The following is an 18,518-nucleotide window of genomic DNA, read 5'->3' on the forward strand; positions in this document are numbered from 1 at the left end:
GATCGGAACCTGTATCCGGTTCTGTGCATCTACGAATGGCTGGCCATCCGGAAAGTACAGCCGATCCCCATTCACGACCACACGCAAGGGCATACTCAGAGCGGAGGTTTTGACAGGCATGGAGCCTATCAAGGTCATGCTGAATAAGAGTGTTACAACCACCATTTTTAACATGTTGAGCTTCTTCATGATTCAATCTCCTTTGCAGTCCTTGCATATGATAACGGATTGCTGGACCCATGCTATTATTTTTACAAGACTAATTTATTTTATAATAATTTAACTACATATGGTAATTTATTTCACAAGTATGAATTTGTAAAGTGGGTTTACAAATTTATATTGTGAAAATTACCTAACAATTTGATACGATATTGTGCCCCCTTCTCCTACCACCATTCTGACATCATAGAAGTGACAACATCATAGAAGTGACAAATATGTTTTGCAGAACTCATAAAAAATCTCCGTCTATGTCCGTAAAGCCAGTGATAATGCGGTCTATAGTTTTTATCATGCAAAAAAGACCTATTCTTTCTCATAGTTCAAGTTGGAATAAGCCTTTAAAAGTTCTCACTAGCGTTGCATAAACCTTAAATCCAAAATCGACTGAAAATTAAAAAACAGTTTTTCTGTATGAAAACCAAAAGATCAAGATCCTCTTAAAGGTAAATCTGTCCATTTAGTAATTATTATGTATTTATAGCCGTTAGCGACAGTTACGCTTTATTTACTGATTCCCAGAAGCGATTCTGAAAATTGAACAAGTAACGAGTTGTTATCGAGACATGGCGATTCGGATAAAGGTATTCCTACATCGAAAAGGTTCTTTTCACATTATGTGAAAGGTTTTTCGGATTATTATGATAAAACAACAACTGTCCCATAAGGCATCTATCGATGTCTTATGGGACAGTTGTTTGTAAATAAGCTTCTCTAAGAACCCGCTTCTTTAGAAATCGGATGTCCCTTGGAGTAACAACCCCGGGCTGCTGAATTGTAATGCTCTATTCATCCATCTGAAAATGCGCATCAAGCTTGCGTCGTTTAGGCGTATACTGCTTTGAAAGCCGCTTCTACTTGCGGCAGTATCGAATCCCACTGCGCTTCCGCTGTTTTGCTGATCGTGACAAAATCTCTGATTCCAAAAATGTTGTCTACACCCTCGATGCTAAGCAGAGCACGGGCCAAGGGGTGATCGGTTTCTTCTCCGCTTTTCAGAGAGGTGCTTCTAGGACCTTCGAATAGCGTTTGATTCGCATTAATCTTCATCGCATTAGGGTTTGGTGTTTCCTGAGGGTTTATTTCGATAGCCATTTGAAAGCTCCTCCTTATTGCATCATTGTTTGTTTGAAATTGCTTACTTGGTCCGCAGCGATGCCCACGTTTCCTCAAGCCACGTATCAAATTCAGCACCCTTCTCGCCTTCGTACGTATCATACACATCTGATCTCATCTTTTGCAGCTTTTCCTTGAACGCTTGGAACGGATGACCTTGCGGCAGGCTCTTCTTAATTCTTATGAGAATTTTCGCCGTTCCTTTTATCAGCTCGCCCCTTTTCCTTGGAGGCAATTGAACATTTTCACCATGTCCCTTAAGGGTGTTGTAAGCAGCCTCTTGAACGGTATACACAGCATCATTATTCATGATCCGTGTGAGCACTTCGATTACTTGTCTGTTATTCCATTCGCTGAGCGCTTTCACAGCTTCCAGGCGCTCTCTCCAGTTAGCCGACCGATTGGCAGATTTAATTACTCCCTCATAGTTCGACTGCTGCAGCTCGTCTTCTTGCTCTTCTATGTGATTCAAGCGATCCAATCTCCTTCTGTTTGCAGGTTGTCCTACACCGATTTGTTATCTTTATTGCTGCTGGCGGTCTTCGCGTCATCCGCTCTTTTTGTACCCTTGCTGGTATAAGGCTTAGGGGCATTCTTAGCTCTCTTGGCGCTTGCCTGCCATCGATTCCATCCCTTGCGGTCTGTTCCTCTGCCTGTCCCGCCCTTGCCCTTCGCTTTACTCAAATGATCACTCCATTAATAGGGTCTGCCTTATCTTCGAAATTAACTTCGAAACAATAATAACTACTCTACAGGTATTGAGCTGACAATTCAAATAAAAAGAATTTCAGGACAGACTTAGCAATTCATCGCGCATGGTTTCAGCAGAATATAGCTTCGGTAATTTCATAAAGATATATTTGTTCATGAAGCGATTCACTTTGTTAATTCCCAGATCGCCAGTCTTAGCCATATTCATCTCCATTATTTGCTGCGCTACACTCACCATTTCATTGATTTGGCTAACTATACTTCTATCGCTTGTAGGGGCATAACTACTCTCTCCGACATTGTCCAGATATCTGTTAACCAGCGCTTGATCGATTTCATCTGCAAGCATATTTTCGGAGATATGCTTTACAAGCAGCTCGCCGAAATGCGTGAAATCGCTCTTCACCAAACCATACATCATAAAATTGTATCTTGTTGAGTTGTTCATAACCAGAACACACTTTCGACGATTGTATGTGAAGATATGAGCATGCCAGCAGTACAATGGGTTCGCTTGCTGCGGTTTTTCACTTAAAAATGGAGCGTTGAGTTCGCCCGCCAGCTTTTTGGTGCATTGTACAATGATCATTACGGATTCCTCCTTTCTCGAACTTAAATAATGAGAACATCTGCTTCTGAAATAACGGATGCCCCATATGCACCTTCGTGAATTCAGATCGATTTCCCCCACTCTTATAAAACAAGGTTATCCTGCAGCAGTCCCATATCACTGCCATAGGATAACCCCTCTATAACTTCCGACAGACTAAATCAAATCCGATTGTTGAAGCAATCTCTGTACGATAACGGCAACCTCTGCTCTGGTGATGTACGCCTTCGGTGCAAGCTGGGTGCTGCTGCGGCCGGAGATGATTCCAGCCTGCAAGCTGTCGGCAATACTGTTCTTAGCCCATGCCGAGGCATCCACAGCATCTATAAACGAACCTTGCCATGCATCTGCCCCTTGGGATGGAAGCTTTGCCTTCAGCTCGGTTATCGTCATGGCCTTGGCAATGATGACCATCGCTTGCTCACGCGTAATTTTATCGAGCGGACGGAAGGTTCCGTCTTCAAATCCGTTGATCAGTCCATAGGAATAGGCAGTTCCAATAGCATCATTGTACCATGACGATGCCGTCACATCCGAGAATAAGGCAGCTCCGTCTTCTAACTTCAGTCCAAGTCCACGAACGATAATCGCTGCAAACTCAGCACGGGTAATGTTATCGCCAGGATTAAACTGATTATTGCCGATGCCGTTGATGACTAATCGTGAACCCATATCGTTGACAGCATCTTTCGCCCAATGGTTGGCAACGTCCGTGAATGCAAGCGGATTCCAGACGATGGCGTACGTACTGTTCGTCAGGCTGTTCACTTTGGCGTAATACTTGCCATCAATGAGAACAATCTTCGTTGGCACATGGCGTACCGTTCCATCTGGATCTACTACGATTCCTGTCGTGATTTTATTCGGATCAATGCCATCTGGTATTCCAATGGTACGTTCCACGTACGTGTTGAACTTGGTTATGTCAATCGTTGTCGTACCATATGTTGCTTTTACAACAAAATTGATAGGCGGCACCACAATCGTAAGTCCTCCACCGCCAGCAGAGCTTTCTACGATCTTGGCCATTTCCTCTGATGGAGCAGCGAGCTCAATGTGTATCCCGATGTCCTGAAGATTCACATTGCCGCCAAACTTCTCTGCTGCTGCACGGATATCGATTTGCTGCGCAGGCAGAGTATAGGTGGCTCTCTCTGTCTCGATCTGCAGAATTGCCTGTTTTTGCTCCAGCTTCTCCAGCATTTGACCACTAAGCGTTACGGCTGCAATATCAGATTGCGAATTCACCTGAATCTTAATTGCCGCATGATCAGCTTCGGATGCGAGACGCTGCTCCAGATTTTTCTCGTCGATGGCAATGCTCGTCATGCTTTGACCGTTGATTACACTTGTCGTTGCCGTTCCCGTATTTTCCACCTTGCCGTTAACGAGTATCTGAACTCCCTTATTGGTCGTCTCTGGCTCACTAGGTGTTGGAATATAGTAGTTATCAGTGGATGGCGAGCTCGGAATAACAGCATTGGACATAGCTGAGGATTCACTGCTTCCTGCACCATTAATCGCCTTCACGGTAAAGGTATAGCTCGTGCCATTGGTCAAACCAGTGATCGTAATCGGACTTGCCGTCCCTGTCTTCGTTATATTTCCTGGTGCAGCTGTTACTTCATATTCCGTAATCGGACTTCCGCCATTTTCAGACGGAATTGTGAAGCTAATCGTTGCGCTTCCGTTGCCAGCTGCTGCTGTTGCATGAGTTGGCGCCGAGGGAACGGCTATCGGTGTTGCACTCGCTTCATTGGAGGCTGCGCTTACGCCTCCCGAATTGCCCGCTTTCACTATAAAATAGTAGCTTGTGCCGTTCGTCAGCTCTTGCACACGATAGGTGGTATCCGTTACTACTCCGATCGGCAAGCTTTCGTATTGCTCAGAAGCAGTTGCCATATAAATATTGTAATAGTCGGCCCCTGCTGCCGTACTCCAGCTCAGGTCAGCATGGTGATTCCCGCCCACTGCAGCCAGATTCTGCGGATTCGCAGGCGCAGAAGCGTTAACCACTTGCGTAATCGTAAACGTCACATTCGCCATATGGGTCGCGGATACCGTAACCGTTGCGGTATATGTCCCCGCTGCCAAGCCATCCTTCGCTTTAACTGTAAACGTCGTCGAAGGCGCAGCATCATTAAGAAGCGTATCTATAGGCTGCGTAATGACAAAATTGTCGGCATGCGTACCGCCGAGCGCAGCACTTAGGTTATCCAAAGCACCGTTGCCTGTGCGAGTGATCGTTAAGATCTTCGATTCCTGTGTGCCTGGGAGATAATCATACGCGAGTGTAGCCGCCGTTTGGTTATCGATGGCTTCTATTGTGTACGTTGGAGCGGCATTCACCGTAAAGCTCACATCGAAGCTCTCATTGATGCCATTGTCCGCTGTAATCGTTACGGTCTCCGTGTATGTTCCTGCTGCAAGCCCTGTCTTCGGACGCAGCTTGAACACGGTGGAGAGCACTCCTGCACCTAGTGTATCCGGCAGTATCGTGCCTAGCAAAAATTTAGTGCTCGCTCCGCCGCTCATGCTGACGCTCAGGTTGGTGATCGGGGCGATTCCTACTTTGGTAAGCGTCACATCCGCCGGATTCGTGTAGTTTGAATAGCCTTCCGTTCTCGGATCAAATGTCAGCGTCCCTGTCTCCGATACCGTCATCGTGGATGGCGGGGCGGCATTCACCGTGAAGCTCACATCGAAGCTCTCATTGATGCCATTGTCCGCCGTAATCGTTACGGTCTCCGTGTGTGTTCCTGCCGCTAGTCCTGTCTTCGGGCGAAGCATGAGCGAAGTGGAGTTAACCCCTGCTCCGAGTGAATTCGGCAGTATAGTGCCTAGCAAAAATTTAGTGCTCGCTCCGCCGCTCAAGCTGACGCTGAGGTTGGTGATCGGGGCGATTCCTACTTTGGTAAGCGTCACGCTGGCCGGATTCGTGTAGTTTGAATAGCCTTCCGTTCTCGGATCAAACGTCAGCGTCCCTGTCTCCGATACCGTCATCGTGGATGGCGGGGCGGCATTCACCGTGAAGCTCACATTGAAGCTCTCATTGATGCCATTGTCCGCCGTAATCGTCACGGTCTCCGTGTGTGTTCCTGCCGCTAGTCCTGTCTTCGGGCGAAGCATGAGCGAAGTGGAGTTAACCCCTGCTCCCAGCGAATCCGGCAGTACAGTGCCCAGCAAAAATTTAGTGCCCGCTCCGCCGCTCAAGCTGACGCCCAGGTTGGTGATCGGTGCGCTTCCTACTTTGGTGAGCGTTACGCTCGCCGGATTCGTGTAGTTCGAATAGCCTTCCGTTCTCGGATCAAATGTCAGCGTCCCTGTCTCCGATACCGTCATGGTGGACGGCGGGGCGGCATTCACCGTGAAGCTCACATTGAAGCTCTCATTGATGCCATTATCCGCCGTAATCGTCACGGTCTCCGTGTGTGTTCCTGCCGCTAGCCCTGTCTTCGGGCGAAGCATGAGCGAAGTGGAGTTAACCCCTGCTCCCAGCGAATCCGGCAGTACAGTGCCCAGCAAAAATTTAGTGCCCGCTCCGCCGCTCAAGCTGACGCTCAGGTTGGTTATCGGTGCGCTTCCTACTTTGGTGAGCGTTACGCTCGCCGGATTCGTGTAGTTTGAATAGCCTTCCGTTCTCGGATCAAACGTCAGCGTCCCTGTCTCCGATACCGTTATGGTGGACGGCGGGGCGGCATTAACATTGGCAGGAATCATTCCTGCCATTAGTAGAATCGTCAATATGAGAGCAATCGTCTGTCTCGCTAGCATTGTGCAGCACTCCCTATTCATTTTTAATAATGTAAGGCCTTATGAAATATACAAAACAAATATGACTGACAGAAGATGTGGCAGTTTCTAAAAAGTTTCATGGATATTATAACATGTTATTCGACAAATAGTGCCAAAATTATTTACACTAAAACATTGAACCTCATTTATTAATTATGTAATTATTGTATATTATGGAATTTTAAATTAAGGAGGGGGAAGCGGGGATGTGCTGCACGCATACATCTGTAGGGTAAAACATGCATCCGTGCAGATGCAAGCTCAACCCCGAGCGTAGAATTACTTGATTTTGGCGAAAATACAGGTGTCTCTCCATTCCGTTCCATCGGCCGAGAGATCTTCGTTTCTTATGATACCTTCAAGCTCAAACCCTAGTCGTGCCGGAAGCAGCTTGCTCTTGTTGTTTCTGCTATCGCAGCGTATCTCCAATCGTCTGGCATCCAATTGATTGAACGCAAAATCGCAAATGGCTTCAACTGCCTCTGTCATATAGCCTTTACCGCTGTAACGGGTGTCAATCCAATACCCCAGCTCGAACTTCCGCACATCCCAATCGATGTTATGCAAGCTTGATGAAGCGATGAACTGCCCTGTATCCTTTAGAAAAACAAGCAGTCTTAGATGGTCCCGCCGCAAAAAACTAACATGCGCTTCCCGCATGCCCAGTTCAGATTCATATGCTGTGAGCTCCACCTGCGCCCATTTCATCCACGGCCTCAGCTCTTCTAGAGAAGCATTTACAGCTTCACATACCGACTTCCCATCTCCGGGCTGCGGCATTCTGATTGTAAGCCGTTCGGTACAGAAAAGCGTTGGGAAATCAAGCATGATCGGGTCCATCGTTCATCACAGCCTCTGACTATTATTTTAACGATATGACATCCATACCGTGCTCCCCACAACCTCGAAGCCCTGCTTATACCAGAAATTTTTCGACTTTTCCAACGAGTACACATACATCTTTTTATTCGGATACTTCGCTTTGAGCCAATTCATGAAGAAAGCCGCGTAACCATTGCCTTCGAATTCCTTCAGAACATCCAATGCTTCAATAAAAACAATATCGGTTTGGCCTTTTACTTCAATATAGAAGTCCTTCTCAAAGTGTCTTTCATCATCGGCAAAATATTCCGTTTCCGCTTTATGAATCAACTCTTTCCCGCTATTGTATTCCCAAACCACCCCATACCCGGCCATTTGCTCGTCAGCTTCAATGATATAGATATCGTTGGGCAGCTCTGAGATATCCCTTCTGCTCAATTCCCCCGCATGGTAGCCCGAATTCAATTCGCTTAATATCGTTTGCATATCCTGATCAAATGGTTTGGCAGTTATAGTAGGCATGTGTATCTCCTTTTGTAATGGGTGTTATTTCGTTAATCGGCAGTCAAGTCGGCCATTCCCGAGATTTACTATCCGTAATATAGTGATACTTTATTTCATTTAATTGATCGTTGTCAATTTTGCTGGGCTGTCTGTAAAAAACGAACGGCGGATAGGAACAGAAGCCGCTTCTGAGGGGCAGAAGGCTCTTCCGATTACCGTTGTTCCCGGATTTCCTAATGAGGAAATAAGCTTCCCCTCGCCTTATAGTCAGATAGAGTCAAAGAAACATTTATGTTGAACTGAAGATCTATCGCTTTCTCTTTGAAAATAATTGTGTACGTAACTCTATATGGCGTTTCGATGTACATCAGAGTGAGCTGCAACGTATTATCGTGCTGCCATGAAGCATAGGTGACAACCTCTTGCAGCTGCATGGACAGGTCTTTCGCGAATACAGACTTTGTATGGACTGCCTTTGTAAAGTCAAATGCCAGCCTGTCCTCTCTGTCATCCCCGTACAATAAATGAAGCTGCAGCCGCTCTTCCTGTAAGAAGAAGCGGACCTTCGCAAGCCGTTGCGGGTTCTCGTCCATCATATAGCAATGATTATTAACCTGGCGCATGAAATCAGGGACAGGCTTAAATACTGGGATCGTGCAGCTCATAGAAGACAATCGCTGCTCCAACTTAGCCTGATCAGCAGTTGAACAGGGATCTGTATTGCCTACTTGCTGGATAATATGGGCATAGATTAAATCCAGAAGAGCTTGCAGCTCCCCCATATTGTTGAAGCTGGCAGTTGCCGCGATGACTATTTGCTGCTCTGGTGCAACAAAGCATAATTGACCGAAAGAACCATCGCCCCTGTAACAGCCATGCCGGCATAAATGAAATTGATATCCGTAGCCCTGAACAGAATCGGCTCGCCCCGCTCCCATTAGACGGTTATCGCTTTGCTTTGCAGTTGCTACAGCAATGTATGATTCGGAAACAATTCTTCGCCCTTCATACATGCCTTGATTTAAGAGCATTTGACCAAATTTAGCGATGCTTTCGGTTGAGAGACTTAGCCCCATGCCGCCTGCTGCAATACCCATCGGGCAGGTTTCCCAAGAAGGTCTTGGTATTCCTAACGGCTCAAAAAGTTTGGGCATCAGAAAATCAACCAAGCTCTGGCCTGTTGCTTGCTCGATTATGGCGGACAACATATAAGTCGAATGCGTGCTGTAGCGATAATAAGTGCCCGGTTCATGCTCGACAGCTAACGCTAGAAAGGTTTGTACCCAATCTTGTTCAGCAGCCACAACACTGTATATATTGTCATGATGGCCTGCGTTCATGGATAACAAATGATGGATGGTCATTTTCGCTAAATTCGGAGAAATGCTGTTCGGCAGCTTACTAGGAAAGAACGCGATCACCTTATCCTGCAAGTCCAAATACCCGTAGTCGCAAGCTATGCCGACAGCGATGGAAGTAAAACTCTTGCTAAGCGAAAATAACAATTGCGGACCATTCATCGTATACGGCTTTCGCCAGAACTGGGCGGTAGCTCGGCCATCCTGCAGCAGCATAAAGCTGTTCACTTCCAGGCGCAACTGTTCGATTTCCGTGAAGAAGTCCAGTAATGCCTTCGACGATAATCCGTGATTCTCAGGAGTATCCTTTACTATTCCCAAGCTATATCCCTCCTGTCCAAAATAAATCATGAAAGCTGATATACTTCCGAATTGGACCCGGCGATAATTATTTTCTATTAAATAACTTTAAGTATTCAACCATTTGATCTGCCATGTATTCAGCATTAAATGCATATTCTTGTTTAACCCAGAAGTTTAACCTTCCGACTAAAGCAGAAGATTGAGTGTAACAATACAGACTTTTATCTAGTGTGTCTTTAAATTGTTTTAAAAAATGTATATCACTTTCAATTAACTCTTTAATCGAAAAACAAAGTTTTTCCTGAAAGCTTGGGAACTTATTAACATCAAATAGCAAGCTGAAAATAAGCTTATTATCCTCTACATATTTAAAAACTACAAGTGATGTATCTGAAGAAAACTTTACATGAATTGGCACTTCACCATTATGAAATGTTGGTTCAATTTTGCTTATAAAACCTTGTATAGCTTCGTCAATAATATCTTCAATCAGCTCACTTTTATCTGAATAGTGAGCATAAAAAGTAGTGCGATTGTAATTCGCATAATCTGTAATTTCTTTAACGGTAATTTGTTCTGCATCATTTTCGGTAATTAAATTCATAAATGCAAAGCGAATATCTCGCTTCGTTCTCTCTATTCTACGGTCTGTTTTTTTGTTCATTCTGTATAGGACTCCAATCTTATATAAAAACGACATCTATCACTTATATGTTGGCTAATCTACATCTGCATCCCGTTTGTTCTTACTTATATATTGCATCATTATATACTTAAAACAACACCAATATAAGTAGACAACATCTGTTGTTTCAATGAAGGAGAGAAGCAAAAAATGAAAGCACTAATAATACAAGAGCCAAAATCAATAGAGGGTTTAAGAATAATAGATAAAGAAAAACCGATACCTAAAAAAGGTGAAGTTCGCATAAAAGTACTTTCTGCTGGTTTAAACCCATCTGATTTTCAATATGTACAATATAACGAGGTTGCAAATGAAGAGCGTGTATTAGGGATTGATATATGCGGTATTGTCGACAGTGTGGGTAGCGAGGTAAACCATTTAAAAGAAGGCGACCGTGTATATTATTTAAGAAGTATAGACAATACACATGGGGGGTTTGCGGAGTACGCAATCACTCCAGCACATGTAGTCAGTATTTTACCTGAAAATGTACCAACCCATGTAGCTGGGGTAGTTCCAGGAGCAGGATATACAGCTTATCAAGCAATAGTCCAAAAATTACGTCCAGTTTCAGGAAGAACAATATTAATTCATGGTGGAGCAGGAGGTGTTGGTAGTTTTGCTATACAGCTGGCTAAACTTGCGGGCTTAAAAGTTGTTACGTCTTGTCAAGGAAAAGATATGGATTATGTTACAATGTTAGGTGCTGACAAAGCAATCGATTTTAAGTCTGAGAATGTACATGCTGTTACGATGGAATGGACCAATCAGCGCGGCGTGGATTATATTTTAAGCACCGTTGGTCCAGAAGTCGCTACAAAAGACATTGACATACTTGCTTTTGGCGGAGAAATTGTTGTAACAGCAGGTTTTCCTGATTTCAATCGCTTCCGCTTTTATGATAAAGGACTGTCTTTGCATGAAATGGCAACGGGAGCAGTACTGGCATCTGGTGACAGACAATTAGAAGAAAATATAGCGTTAATCGGGAATGAGCTCGCAAAGTTATTAGCTGAACAAATAATATCTCCACCCAGGATTACTTGTATCCGTTTGGAAGAAGTCCCGAATTATCTCAAGATGATGGAACAAGGACAAATTACAGGAAAAGTTGTAGCTATACTAGATTAAGTTGGTATTAAAATTTCAAATAAGGTGGCTTATACGAGTTCATCAGGGGAAACTCGTTTCACTTCGCCTTTCACCGTACTCCCTGCGCACAGCCCATTGATGTATTCATAAAGGCACTGCATGAGCCGATACATCCACAAGACGATGCATCGGCTCTGAATATATAACCACCTATTGTATCTACATGTTCGCAAAAACCAGCAACTGATGTGCTTCCGTCCTGAATTCCTCATGTTTTTCTTCTAGCATAGTTGCGATCCATCGGCATTCGTTCTGCTGGTGGATCGTCAAGCTGCCAGAGAAATGCAAGCATTCCAAATAGTACAACAGCTTCTCCATATCCGTGCGCGATAGCTCGTCCTGCTTTACGAGACACCCTATCCTCGGCAGACATACCGCTGCAAGCGCATTGCCGAAAGGTGCAAGCTGCGCAAATACCTCATATTCAGACTTTACATATCGATAAAGCGAGGTGACCCGATTACCGTCGTGAACGGCATCCATCCAGTATTCGACTGCTTCGGAGACCGTGAGCTTCCTATAGGACTCCAACTCCAGATTGTAATGTCGGTCATGTTCAGCTATTTCGGGGAATAGCATATCGAACAAGGCAGGCTCAATCGTTTTGCGCATAAGGATGCTATAATCGATATAATCATCCCCCGTAGATGCATACGCAATAAAATTTTCCGTTGTGCGAAGTGGAGCGAATGCATTCTCGGAGATTAAACATTGTACCGCTTGCAGCGCAAGCACCTGATAACCTATATAGATGATGCCTGCCTCGAAAGCAACGATCGGTTCGCCATTAGCCTCGCTATAAGCATCTTCTTCCTTCGGAAGATCAAGGGCTCCATAAGCCGTTTTTTCAAAAAGTCGGATCGTCTCCCCATGCTCGCTCATGTGTTCATCCCAGAATTGAAAATCAAAATCACCCGGATTAAATTTAAGAGAACTAATTTTTTGAGGATCTTCATATCCGTAATCGGCTAACGTCTCTGTGAAACGATCCTCGGTATTCATGTAGACATAGAAGCTGTGGTGATCGTCGGCATACAGGGTGAAAACGTAAACGTCCTTATTCTCGGGACGCTTAGCAAATTCTCTAATAATGTTTTTGCAACCCTCTACCAACGTTTGAACGAAACGCTCGGCAGTAATCGTTGGCACGCCCTGGGGTGCAGTCAAGCTCCGGCTGACCTCATCAGTATCATGCAGTACATAGTAACCCTCTAATGCAATCGGCGTTTGCCCTGTTAGCTTGCGGCCCAGCTCTGAGAAGTAGGTATTCATTATTGATCCTCCAAAAGTGACACCTATCGAAGTCATGCCGCCATGGGCTAAGGTACTCGAGTTTATGTCCCATAAATAGCATGCTATTCTGTTATCGGTTACCCCCCTTCCAAAGTTAACAACATTATCCACCGTACATTTCCATACATCTAAATTTGACAAGCAATCGGCTGTCTACAGGTCGCCTCATGTTAAGGAACTTGCACAACAAAGGGCACTGTAAGCACTTGTCCATCTCGTTGAAATTGGCCCCAAATCTTATAAGTGCCCTTGCTCGGGAAGCTCGTCATGAACTTCGCTTCGGGTCCTGTCGACTCTTCGTTGACGGGGTGAACATGGAGATAATCTTCCGTATCTTCACTTATGATGACCACATGACCGACAGCTCCCAAATACGGTTCCAAATCCGTTACTGGTTCCTTCGTACTTGCATCAGCAAGCGTAAAACTCAATTCAAAATCCTTCCCGGCCTCGGGATGATCATTCTCTAACGTAATTTCAACGCCATCCACAGTTTTGGAATGCCCGTCTTCGACAGCTAGAGGAACGGATTCCGCTGGGACTCCCGCGACCTCGATCCATTCAGTCTGCGTTGTCTTTCTTCCACCCGTCGGAACGAAATCAGCGATCAATTTGTATGTTCCACCTGACGGAAAATTGTTCGTAATGACAAACTCGCCCTGCCCCTTGTATTCGGGATGGATATGGTTGAAATACGACAAATCCTTGCTCACCACAATCAGATGGAGAAGCTTCTCGTGCTCGATGTCCAGCTTATCAAGCGGATTACCCGCTTCGTCCTGAATATGGATTGTAATCGATGCTTCTTGTCCTGATTGGGCATTCTCCACTGACCATACGGCTTTGGCTGCCACCTTATTGGCACTGTCACCTTCGCTGTCGCTTCCGTGAGAATCAGAACCGCCATGCCCATGCCCCGCCGCCTCTTCTTGCTTGGCCGCCCCTTGGTCCAATGCAGAGGACTCGTGGCTCGCCTCCGGCGCATTCGACTGCTTGCCGAAACCATAACCCGCAAAGAACGCCATAACAACGAGCAGGATCATCAATATAAACTGCCTTCGACTCATTCCGACGTTTCTCTCCTCGCTTTTCCTGTCTACATTTTGCAATCTGAGCGCATTAAGCACAACTGAGACCGAGCTCAGCGCCATCGCCGCTCCAGCGAGCCACGGCTCCAGGTAGCCCATCGCCGCAATCGGAATGCCGATCACATTGTACCCCAGCGCCCAGAACAGATTCTGTTTAATGTTCAGCATCGTTTTCTTGCTTAGCGAGATGGCATCGGGAATACTGTTCAAGTCGCCGCGCATCAGCGTGACATCTGCTGCTTCCATAGCTACATCGGTACCTGTGCCAATCGCCATGCCGATATCCGCCGTAGCCAGCGCAGGGGCATCATTAATGCCATCCCCCACCATCGCAACCTTCTTCCCCGACTCTTGAAGCTTCTTCACTTCATTCGCTTTGCCATCAGGGAGCACCTCAGCCAATACATGATCGATCCCCACCTGGCTCGCTATTGCTTTGGCCGTACGCTCATTGTCCCCCGTGATCATCACGACTTCGAGGCCCATCTCCTTCATGCGAGCAATCGCCTGCTTGGAGGTTTCCTTGATCGTATCCGCAACAGCGACCATACCCGCATATCGTCCATCAACGGCAACAAGCATGGCCGTCTTGCCCTCGGATTCCAGCTTGCTCATTTCCTCGAACGCCTTCTCCGCCTTCACGCTGTATTGAGCCATTAATTTCTTCGTTCCGACCATGATGCCTCGGCCATCGACCTCGGCCATAATTCCGTATCCGGGGATCGCCTGGAATGAATCTGCCTTCGGCAATGCGATTCCTTTATCCCGAATACCGGCCACAATTGCTTCTGCCAGAGGATGCTCAGAGTTCTTCTCAGCCGCACCGACCCACGATAACACTTGAGACTCTTCACAATAATCGGTATCAATTCGCACATCGGTCAATTCCGGTTTGCCCTTAGTGACCGTGCCTGTTTTGTCCAGCACGACCGTAGTAACCCGATGTGTGTTCTCCAGATGTTCCCCGCCCTTGAACAGAATGCCAAGCTCAGCGGCGCGTCCCGATCCCGCCATTATTGACGTTGGTGTCGCAAGTCCAAGCGCACATGGGCAAGCAATGACGAGTACGGCTATTGCCTTCTCAAGTGCGGCAGCCAGATCGCCCGGCTCTGCTGCAAAGTACCAGATCAGGAAGGTGACGACCGCAATACCCACTACAATAGGGACAAAAACGCCCGATATGACGTCCGCGACCCGCTGGATCGGAGCCTTGGACCCCTGCGCTTCCTCCACCACTTTAATGATTTGCGACAATGCCGTTTCTTTGCCAATCTTGGTGGCTTCAACCTTAAGCACACCATTCTTGTTAAGAGTAGCCCCGATAACCGATTCACCAGAATGCTTCTCAACGGGAATGCTTTCCCCCGTCAGCATAGATTCATCAACCGCCGAGATGCCTTCCACAACGATACCGTCAACCGGCACTTTCTCCCCTGGCTTAACGATGACGATGTCGCCAACGACCACGTCTTCTACCGGAACACTCATTTCCACTCCGCTTCGTATGACGATTGCTGACTTGGCTTGGAGACCCATCAACGACTTGATGGCCTCCGAGGAGCGGCCTTTGGCAAGTGCTTCAAACAGCTTGCCGAGCAGGATCAGCGTAATCAGCACCGCGCTGGTCTCATAATACAGAGCCGAAGACACGTCCCGGATTGTTACATATAAGCTGTAAAAATACGCCGCTGATGTTCCCAGAGCCACGAGCACATCCATGTTCGCGCTGCCGTTCCGCAACGCCTTGAATGCCCCGATGTAGAATCTCGCCCCAATAATAAACTGAACCGGAGTGGCTAGGGCGAATTGAAACCAGGCTTCCATGAAAATATCCGGCGACGGAATCCACGATGTAAATGAGAAGTGTCCAACCATAGCCCACAACAGCGGAAAGGTTAGAATGGCTGATACGATCAGCGTCCATCTCTGGCGGCGAATTTCCTTCTGCCGGTGATCACCGTCGCTCTTGGCGTCCGTTTTGGGCTTCGCCTTATAGCCCAGCTTCTCCACTTTCTTAATCATGTCTGCGGTGCTGACCATGGATGGTATATATTCAATATGGGCGGTTTCCAGCGTGAGATTGACTGTCGCTTCGACGCCATCCATCTTATTGAGCCCTTTCTCAATCCGAGTGGCACAAGCAGCACAGGTCATCCCCATAATGTCGAGATCAATGGCTTCTTTAACCGTTCCATAGCCCAAAGACGTAATCTTCTGCTCCAAACGCAACCGGTCAACCTTGGCCGGATCGAATTGAATCGATGCCTGCTCAAGTGCAAAATTCACATTCGCCTGCGAAACGCCTTCAAGCTTATTAAGACCTTTCTCAATGCGGGTTGCGCATGCTGCACAGGTCATTCCCGTAATTTGAAGCGTGGCTTGCTTATCATTGCTTCCAGCGTGTGACTGGCTCATTGTAATCACCTTTTCGAGAGGACCCGGCAGGTCCAGTAATGTAAGCTAGACGACTTCGTAGCCCTGATCCTCAATGGTTTCCTTGATGGCTTCAAGAGCAAGCTTGCTCTCATCATAGGTCACCACGACCTGCCTGGATTGCAAGTCCACTTTGGCGGCTGCCCCCAGCTTCCTAACTGCTTCCTCAATGGAATTTACACAATGGCCGCAGCTCATTCCTTGTACCTTCAATAATATATTTTGCATCATTATTCCTCCGCAGATTCAATTTATTGTTCCTTGCATTCAATATACTATACCCCCATAGGGTATGTCAATGAGCATTTATTACAGTGAACACGCCCTAATTAAAAAAGACACTGCGACCTGTTGATCGAAGTGTCTCTCTAGATTATCGGGAGGCTGTCAACCTCAGCCATCTCATCATACATGCGCAGCTTCCCTTCATCCAGATAGAACAGGCTCTTCTGATCGCCTTGTTCCATATCTTCAGGAAAATTCGTGCTTATAATAATAATGCTATGGTGGGAAAGCTTGTAGATTACGCGTTTGAAAAATGTTTTCTCCTGGTTGTCCAATCCTTCGAATGGTTCATCCAGTATGCAAATTCGCGGCTGATTAATGAGCGCCTGGATCAGCCCTACTTTTTGCAATTGGCCTCCAGAGAGGGCTCTCAGCTTTCTCTTTCTTAGCTCAAGCAGCTTGCTATCCATCAGCCACTTCTCTAATGCCGCTTTCACAAGACGGTGCGGAATTCCTTTATGGAAGGCCATGCAGGTCAAATAGCGCTCGATGGTCATATCCGAGTAACCTGTAAAGTGCTGCGGCAGGAAGCCCATCAGCGCTCTGGCTTCTTCGACGCTCAGCTGCTTGCGGTGCATTCCTGCCCCCTCTTCACTCGTTAACATCGTGAAAATCATGCTGCCTTTCTCCGGCTCAACCGCAGTCGCGAGGAGCTTCAATGCCGTGCTTTTCCCCGCCCCATTCCTTCCGACAACATAATTAATGCCTGCAGCAAACGTACATGGCGTATCAACTGCCAGCTTGAATGTGCCCCTCGAATATTCCACATTGCTTAAGGTGATCCTTATACTCATTGGAAATCCCTCTTCAGCCGATGCTTCAGCAGAACACTGCCTAGCAGTAAGATAGACAGCCCCCATATGCCCGCATTCATCAATAAGAACTGATCATGCCACGGCAGTTGAAACAGGGAGGACGATTGAAGCCCCTGATCGAGCACCATTTGACTAAACCAGACAAACAATGTGACCACAACAGCAGTCTTATATCCAAGCCACATAGCACTTGCAAATCCGACTACGCCAAAGAAAATAAGCGGTGTAAAGGAACCCAGCACATTCAGCAATGATACCTCTTCCCCCAGTATAAGAAAGCTCAAAGCCAGCGTCATCGTTAATTGCAGCGCCATCACAATAATAAACCGGGCAAACATTTGATGCGCCAATGGATAATAGCTTAACAGCTCAATAATGTCGTTTCCCTTGTTCTTCGAGCGGAAAGCATAACCGATCACGGCAATCATTACGAGTGAGGTCCACTTGATCCATGCCAATAAACCTGCTGCTTCATTAACCGAGCCCGCATGGATCATAATCGTCAGCAGAAGCATGATGACTCCCGTTAACAGCCAGCTTCTCATTCCGTAGAAATTCCACTGGGATCTGAACAAATTCGCCAGCTTAGACCATGCGGATTGAGCAGCTTGGGCGGCCTCCAGCTCCGCCCTTGGATCTGCCGGCTTCTGTTCACTCGCTTTAATCCTTGCAATAAGCTGGAAGGACTGCTCACTCGTAGGCTCAGGGGACGTATAGCGATCCAATCGGCCTCTCCAGTCCCTCTCCAAGCGTGACAGCTCATGATCTTCACTCATTGGTCCCCGCTCCTTTGCGATTATCCTCATTCAATATTTTCTCCAAATATTTCAATCCGCGCGTAAGTCGAACTTTGACGGTAGAGATGGGAATGTCCAAGGTTAGAGCAATCTCCGCATATTTCAAATCCTGATAGAAGCGCAAATAAAGAACAGAGCGGTATTCAAAGGATAGCTGATTCAATGCTTCTATCATCCACTTCCGCTCAAGCTGGCGGTCGATAATATGGTGGACCTGACCCTTTTCCTCCAAGCTCTTGTCCGTATAATGCTCCCGCTTCGTGGATGCTTTCCTCCAGTGGTCCTTGCAGCTATTCGTAGCAATTCTGTACATCCAAGGCTTGAACTGCTCAGGGACATAGCCCCGTTTCGCTTGCTGGTAGATTTTCAGAAAGGTTTCCTGAACAATATCCTCCGCCAGCCCTTCATCCTCAGCAATCGATACGCATACCCGTACAATAGTTTGTGATACCGGAAAACAAGCGTATCCAGAGCCGAGTCATTGCCGTATGACAGCTGGCTCATATCATCCTCATCTTGCATTCCCGTA

Annotated in this window: 17 protein-coding genes and 2 pseudogenes; 1 reads left to right on the top strand and 18 read right to left on the bottom strand. The window is 46.6% G+C overall.

Annotation, left to right across the window (positions count from 1 at the left end):
- From L6H65_RS18535 to L6H65_RS18580, 10 genes and pseudogenes are all read right to left on the bottom strand, one after another.
- Nucleotides 1-189, bottom strand: a pseudogene (locus L6H65_RS18535) (hypothetical protein); the annotation flags it as partial.
- A gap of 858 nt (nt 190-1,047) precedes the next feature.
- Nucleotides 1,048-1,317: a NifU N-terminal domain-containing protein gene (locus L6H65_RS18540; RefSeq protein WP_236344149.1), complete on the bottom strand. Its 270-nt coding sequence runs from the start codon at nt 1,315-1,317 to the stop codon at nt 1,048-1,050.
- 43 nt (nt 1,318-1,360) lie between these two features.
- The gene (locus L6H65_RS18545; RefSeq protein WP_236344233.1) at nt 1,361-1,801 is read right to left on the bottom strand and encodes a HEAT repeat domain-containing protein; all 441 of its coding nucleotides are present in this window, start codon (nt 1,799-1,801) and stop codon (nt 1,361-1,363) included.
- A 41-nt stretch (nt 1,802-1,842) separates the two neighbouring features.
- Entirely contained in the window at nt 1,843-2,022 is a 180-nt protein-coding gene (locus L6H65_RS18550) for a DUF3934 family protein (RefSeq protein ID WP_236344150.1), read from the bottom strand.
- A 103-nt stretch (nt 2,023-2,125) separates the two neighbouring features.
- Nucleotides 2,126-2,638, bottom strand: coding sequence for a DUF6933 domain-containing protein (locus L6H65_RS18555; RefSeq protein ID WP_236344151.1), 513 nt, complete (start codon nt 2,636-2,638; stop codon nt 2,126-2,128).
- Nucleotides 2,639-2,815: 177 nt separating this feature from the next.
- Nucleotides 2,816-6,433, bottom strand: a complete 3,618-nt coding sequence (locus L6H65_RS18560; RefSeq protein ID WP_236344152.1) for an S-layer homology domain-containing protein — start codon at nt 6,431-6,433, stop codon at nt 2,816-2,818.
- Between the two features lie 300 nt (nt 6,434-6,733).
- Nucleotides 6,734-7,294: a GNAT family N-acetyltransferase gene (locus L6H65_RS18565; protein ID WP_236344153.1), complete on the bottom strand. Its 561-nt coding sequence runs from the start codon at nt 7,292-7,294 to the stop codon at nt 6,734-6,736.
- A gap of 27 nt (nt 7,295-7,321) precedes the next feature.
- The gene (locus L6H65_RS18570; RefSeq protein ID WP_236344154.1) at nt 7,322-7,798 is read right to left on the bottom strand and encodes a GNAT family protein; all 477 of its coding nucleotides are present in this window, start codon (nt 7,796-7,798) and stop codon (nt 7,322-7,324) included.
- A gap of 215 nt (nt 7,799-8,013) precedes the next feature.
- Nucleotides 8,014-9,459 carry a serine hydrolase domain-containing protein gene (locus L6H65_RS18575; protein WP_236344155.1) on the bottom strand — a complete coding sequence of 482 codons (1,446 nt, stop codon included), beginning with the start codon at nt 9,457-9,459 and terminating at the stop codon, nt 8,014-8,016.
- Between the two features lie 67 nt (nt 9,460-9,526).
- On the bottom strand, nt 9,527-10,105 hold the full coding sequence (locus L6H65_RS18580; RefSeq protein WP_236344156.1) for a TetR/AcrR family transcriptional regulator: 579 nt from the start codon (nt 10,103-10,105) through the stop codon (nt 9,527-9,529).
- A 171-nt stretch (nt 10,106-10,276) separates the two neighbouring features.
- Between L6H65_RS18580 and L6H65_RS18585 the strand changes: the two genes are divergently transcribed.
- Nucleotides 10,277-11,257, top strand: a complete 981-nt coding sequence (locus L6H65_RS18585; protein ID WP_236344157.1) for a zinc-binding dehydrogenase — start codon at nt 10,277-10,279, stop codon at nt 11,255-11,257.
- Nucleotides 11,258-11,437: 180 nt separating this feature from the next.
- On the opposite strand, the gene L6H65_RS18590 is transcribed toward L6H65_RS18585, so the two are convergent.
- The 8 genes and pseudogenes from L6H65_RS18590 to L6H65_RS18620 all read right to left on the bottom strand — a co-directional run bounded on the left by L6H65_RS18590 (nt 11,438) and on the right by L6H65_RS18620 (nt 18,511).
- Nucleotides 11,438-12,550 carry a DUF4303 domain-containing protein gene (locus L6H65_RS18590; RefSeq protein WP_236344158.1) on the bottom strand — a complete coding sequence of 371 codons (1,113 nt, stop codon included), beginning with the start codon at nt 12,548-12,550 and terminating at the stop codon, nt 11,438-11,440.
- Nucleotides 12,551-12,741: 191 nt separating this feature from the next.
- On the bottom strand, nt 12,742-13,638 hold the full coding sequence (locus L6H65_RS26945; RefSeq protein ID WP_503827061.1) for a DUF8832 domain-containing protein: 897 nt from the start codon (nt 13,636-13,638) through the stop codon (nt 12,742-12,744).
- 30 nt (nt 13,639-13,668) lie between these two features.
- Nucleotides 13,669-16,074, bottom strand: a pseudogene (locus L6H65_RS18595) (heavy metal translocating P-type ATPase); the annotation flags it as partial.
- 45 nt (nt 16,075-16,119) lie between these two features.
- Nucleotides 16,120-16,320 carry a copper ion binding protein gene (locus L6H65_RS18600; protein WP_236344234.1) on the bottom strand — a complete coding sequence of 67 codons (201 nt, stop codon included), beginning with the start codon at nt 16,318-16,320 and terminating at the stop codon, nt 16,120-16,122.
- A 140-nt stretch (nt 16,321-16,460) separates the two neighbouring features.
- Complete coding sequence (locus tag L6H65_RS18605) at nt 16,461-17,171, bottom strand: ATP-binding cassette domain-containing protein (protein ID WP_236344159.1); 711 nt, start codon at nt 17,169-17,171, stop codon at nt 16,461-16,463.
- Entirely contained in the window at nt 17,168-17,968 is an 801-nt protein-coding gene (locus L6H65_RS18610; protein WP_236344160.1) for a hypothetical protein, read from the bottom strand. Before L6H65_RS18610 ends, L6H65_RS18605 begins: the two co-directional genes overlap by 4 nt.
- Nucleotides 17,961-18,428, bottom strand: coding sequence for an RNA polymerase sigma factor (locus tag L6H65_RS18615; RefSeq protein WP_307728372.1), 468 nt, complete (start codon nt 18,426-18,428; stop codon nt 17,961-17,963). The genes L6H65_RS18610 and L6H65_RS18615 overlap by 8 nt, the downstream gene beginning before the upstream one ends.
- A complete protein-coding gene (locus L6H65_RS18620) occupies nt 18,356-18,511 on the bottom strand; it encodes a hypothetical protein (RefSeq protein ID WP_236344161.1) in 156 nt (51 codons plus the stop codon). The genes L6H65_RS18615 and L6H65_RS18620 overlap by 73 nt, the downstream gene beginning before the upstream one ends.
- Nucleotides 18,512-18,518: the final 7 nt, after the last annotated feature.

The organism is Paenibacillus plantiphilus (assembly GCF_927798095.1).
Classification (GTDB): Bacteria; Bacillota; Bacilli; order Paenibacillales; family Paenibacillaceae; genus Paenibacillus_Z; species Paenibacillus_Z plantiphilus.

What these genes read in the sequence shown, in the direction of transcription:
- L6H65_RS18540 (WP_236344149.1), bottom strand. Translation starts at nt 1,317, where the DNA reads ATGGCTATCGAAATAAACCCTCAGGAAACACCAAACCCTAATGCGATG.
- L6H65_RS18555 (WP_236344151.1), bottom strand. Translation starts at nt 2,638, where the DNA reads ATGATCATTGTACAATGCACCAAAAAGCTGGCGGGCGAACTCAACGCT.
- L6H65_RS18560 (WP_236344152.1), bottom strand. Translation starts at nt 6,433, where the DNA reads ATGCTAGCGAGACAGACGATTGCTCTCATATTGACGATTCTACTAATG.
- L6H65_RS18565 (WP_236344153.1), bottom strand. Translation starts at nt 7,294, where the DNA reads ATGGACCCGATCATGCTTGATTTCCCAACGCTTTTCTGTACCGAACGG.
- L6H65_RS18570 (WP_236344154.1), bottom strand. Translation starts at nt 7,798, where the DNA reads ATGCCTACTATAACTGCCAAACCATTTGATCAGGATATGCAAACGATA.
- L6H65_RS18580 (WP_236344156.1), bottom strand. Translation starts at nt 10,105, where the DNA reads ATGAACAAAAAAACAGACCGTAGAATAGAGAGAACGAAGCGAGATATT.
- L6H65_RS18585 (WP_236344157.1), top strand. Translation starts at nt 10,277, where the DNA reads ATGAAAGCACTAATAATACAAGAGCCAAAATCAATAGAGGGTTTAAGA.
- L6H65_RS18590 (WP_236344158.1), bottom strand. Translation starts at nt 12,550, where the DNA reads ATGAATACCTACTTCTCAGAGCTGGGCCGCAAGCTAACAGGGCAAACG.
- L6H65_RS26945 (WP_503827061.1), bottom strand. Translation starts at nt 13,638, where the DNA reads ATGAGTCGAAGGCAGTTTATATTGATGATCCTGCTCGTTGTTATGGCG.
- L6H65_RS18600 (WP_236344234.1), bottom strand. Translation starts at nt 16,320, where the DNA reads ATGCAAAATATATTATTGAAGGTACAAGGAATGAGCTGCGGCCATTGT.
- L6H65_RS18605 (WP_236344159.1), bottom strand. Translation starts at nt 17,171, where the DNA reads ATGAGTATAAGGATCACCTTAAGCAATGTGGAATATTCGAGGGGCACA.
- L6H65_RS18610 (WP_236344160.1), bottom strand. Translation starts at nt 17,968, where the DNA reads ATGAGTGAAGATCATGAGCTGTCACGCTTGGAGAGGGACTGGAGAGGC.
- L6H65_RS18620 (WP_236344161.1), bottom strand. Translation starts at nt 18,511, where the DNA reads ATGCAAGATGAGGATGATATGAGCCAGCTGTCATACGGCAATGACTCG.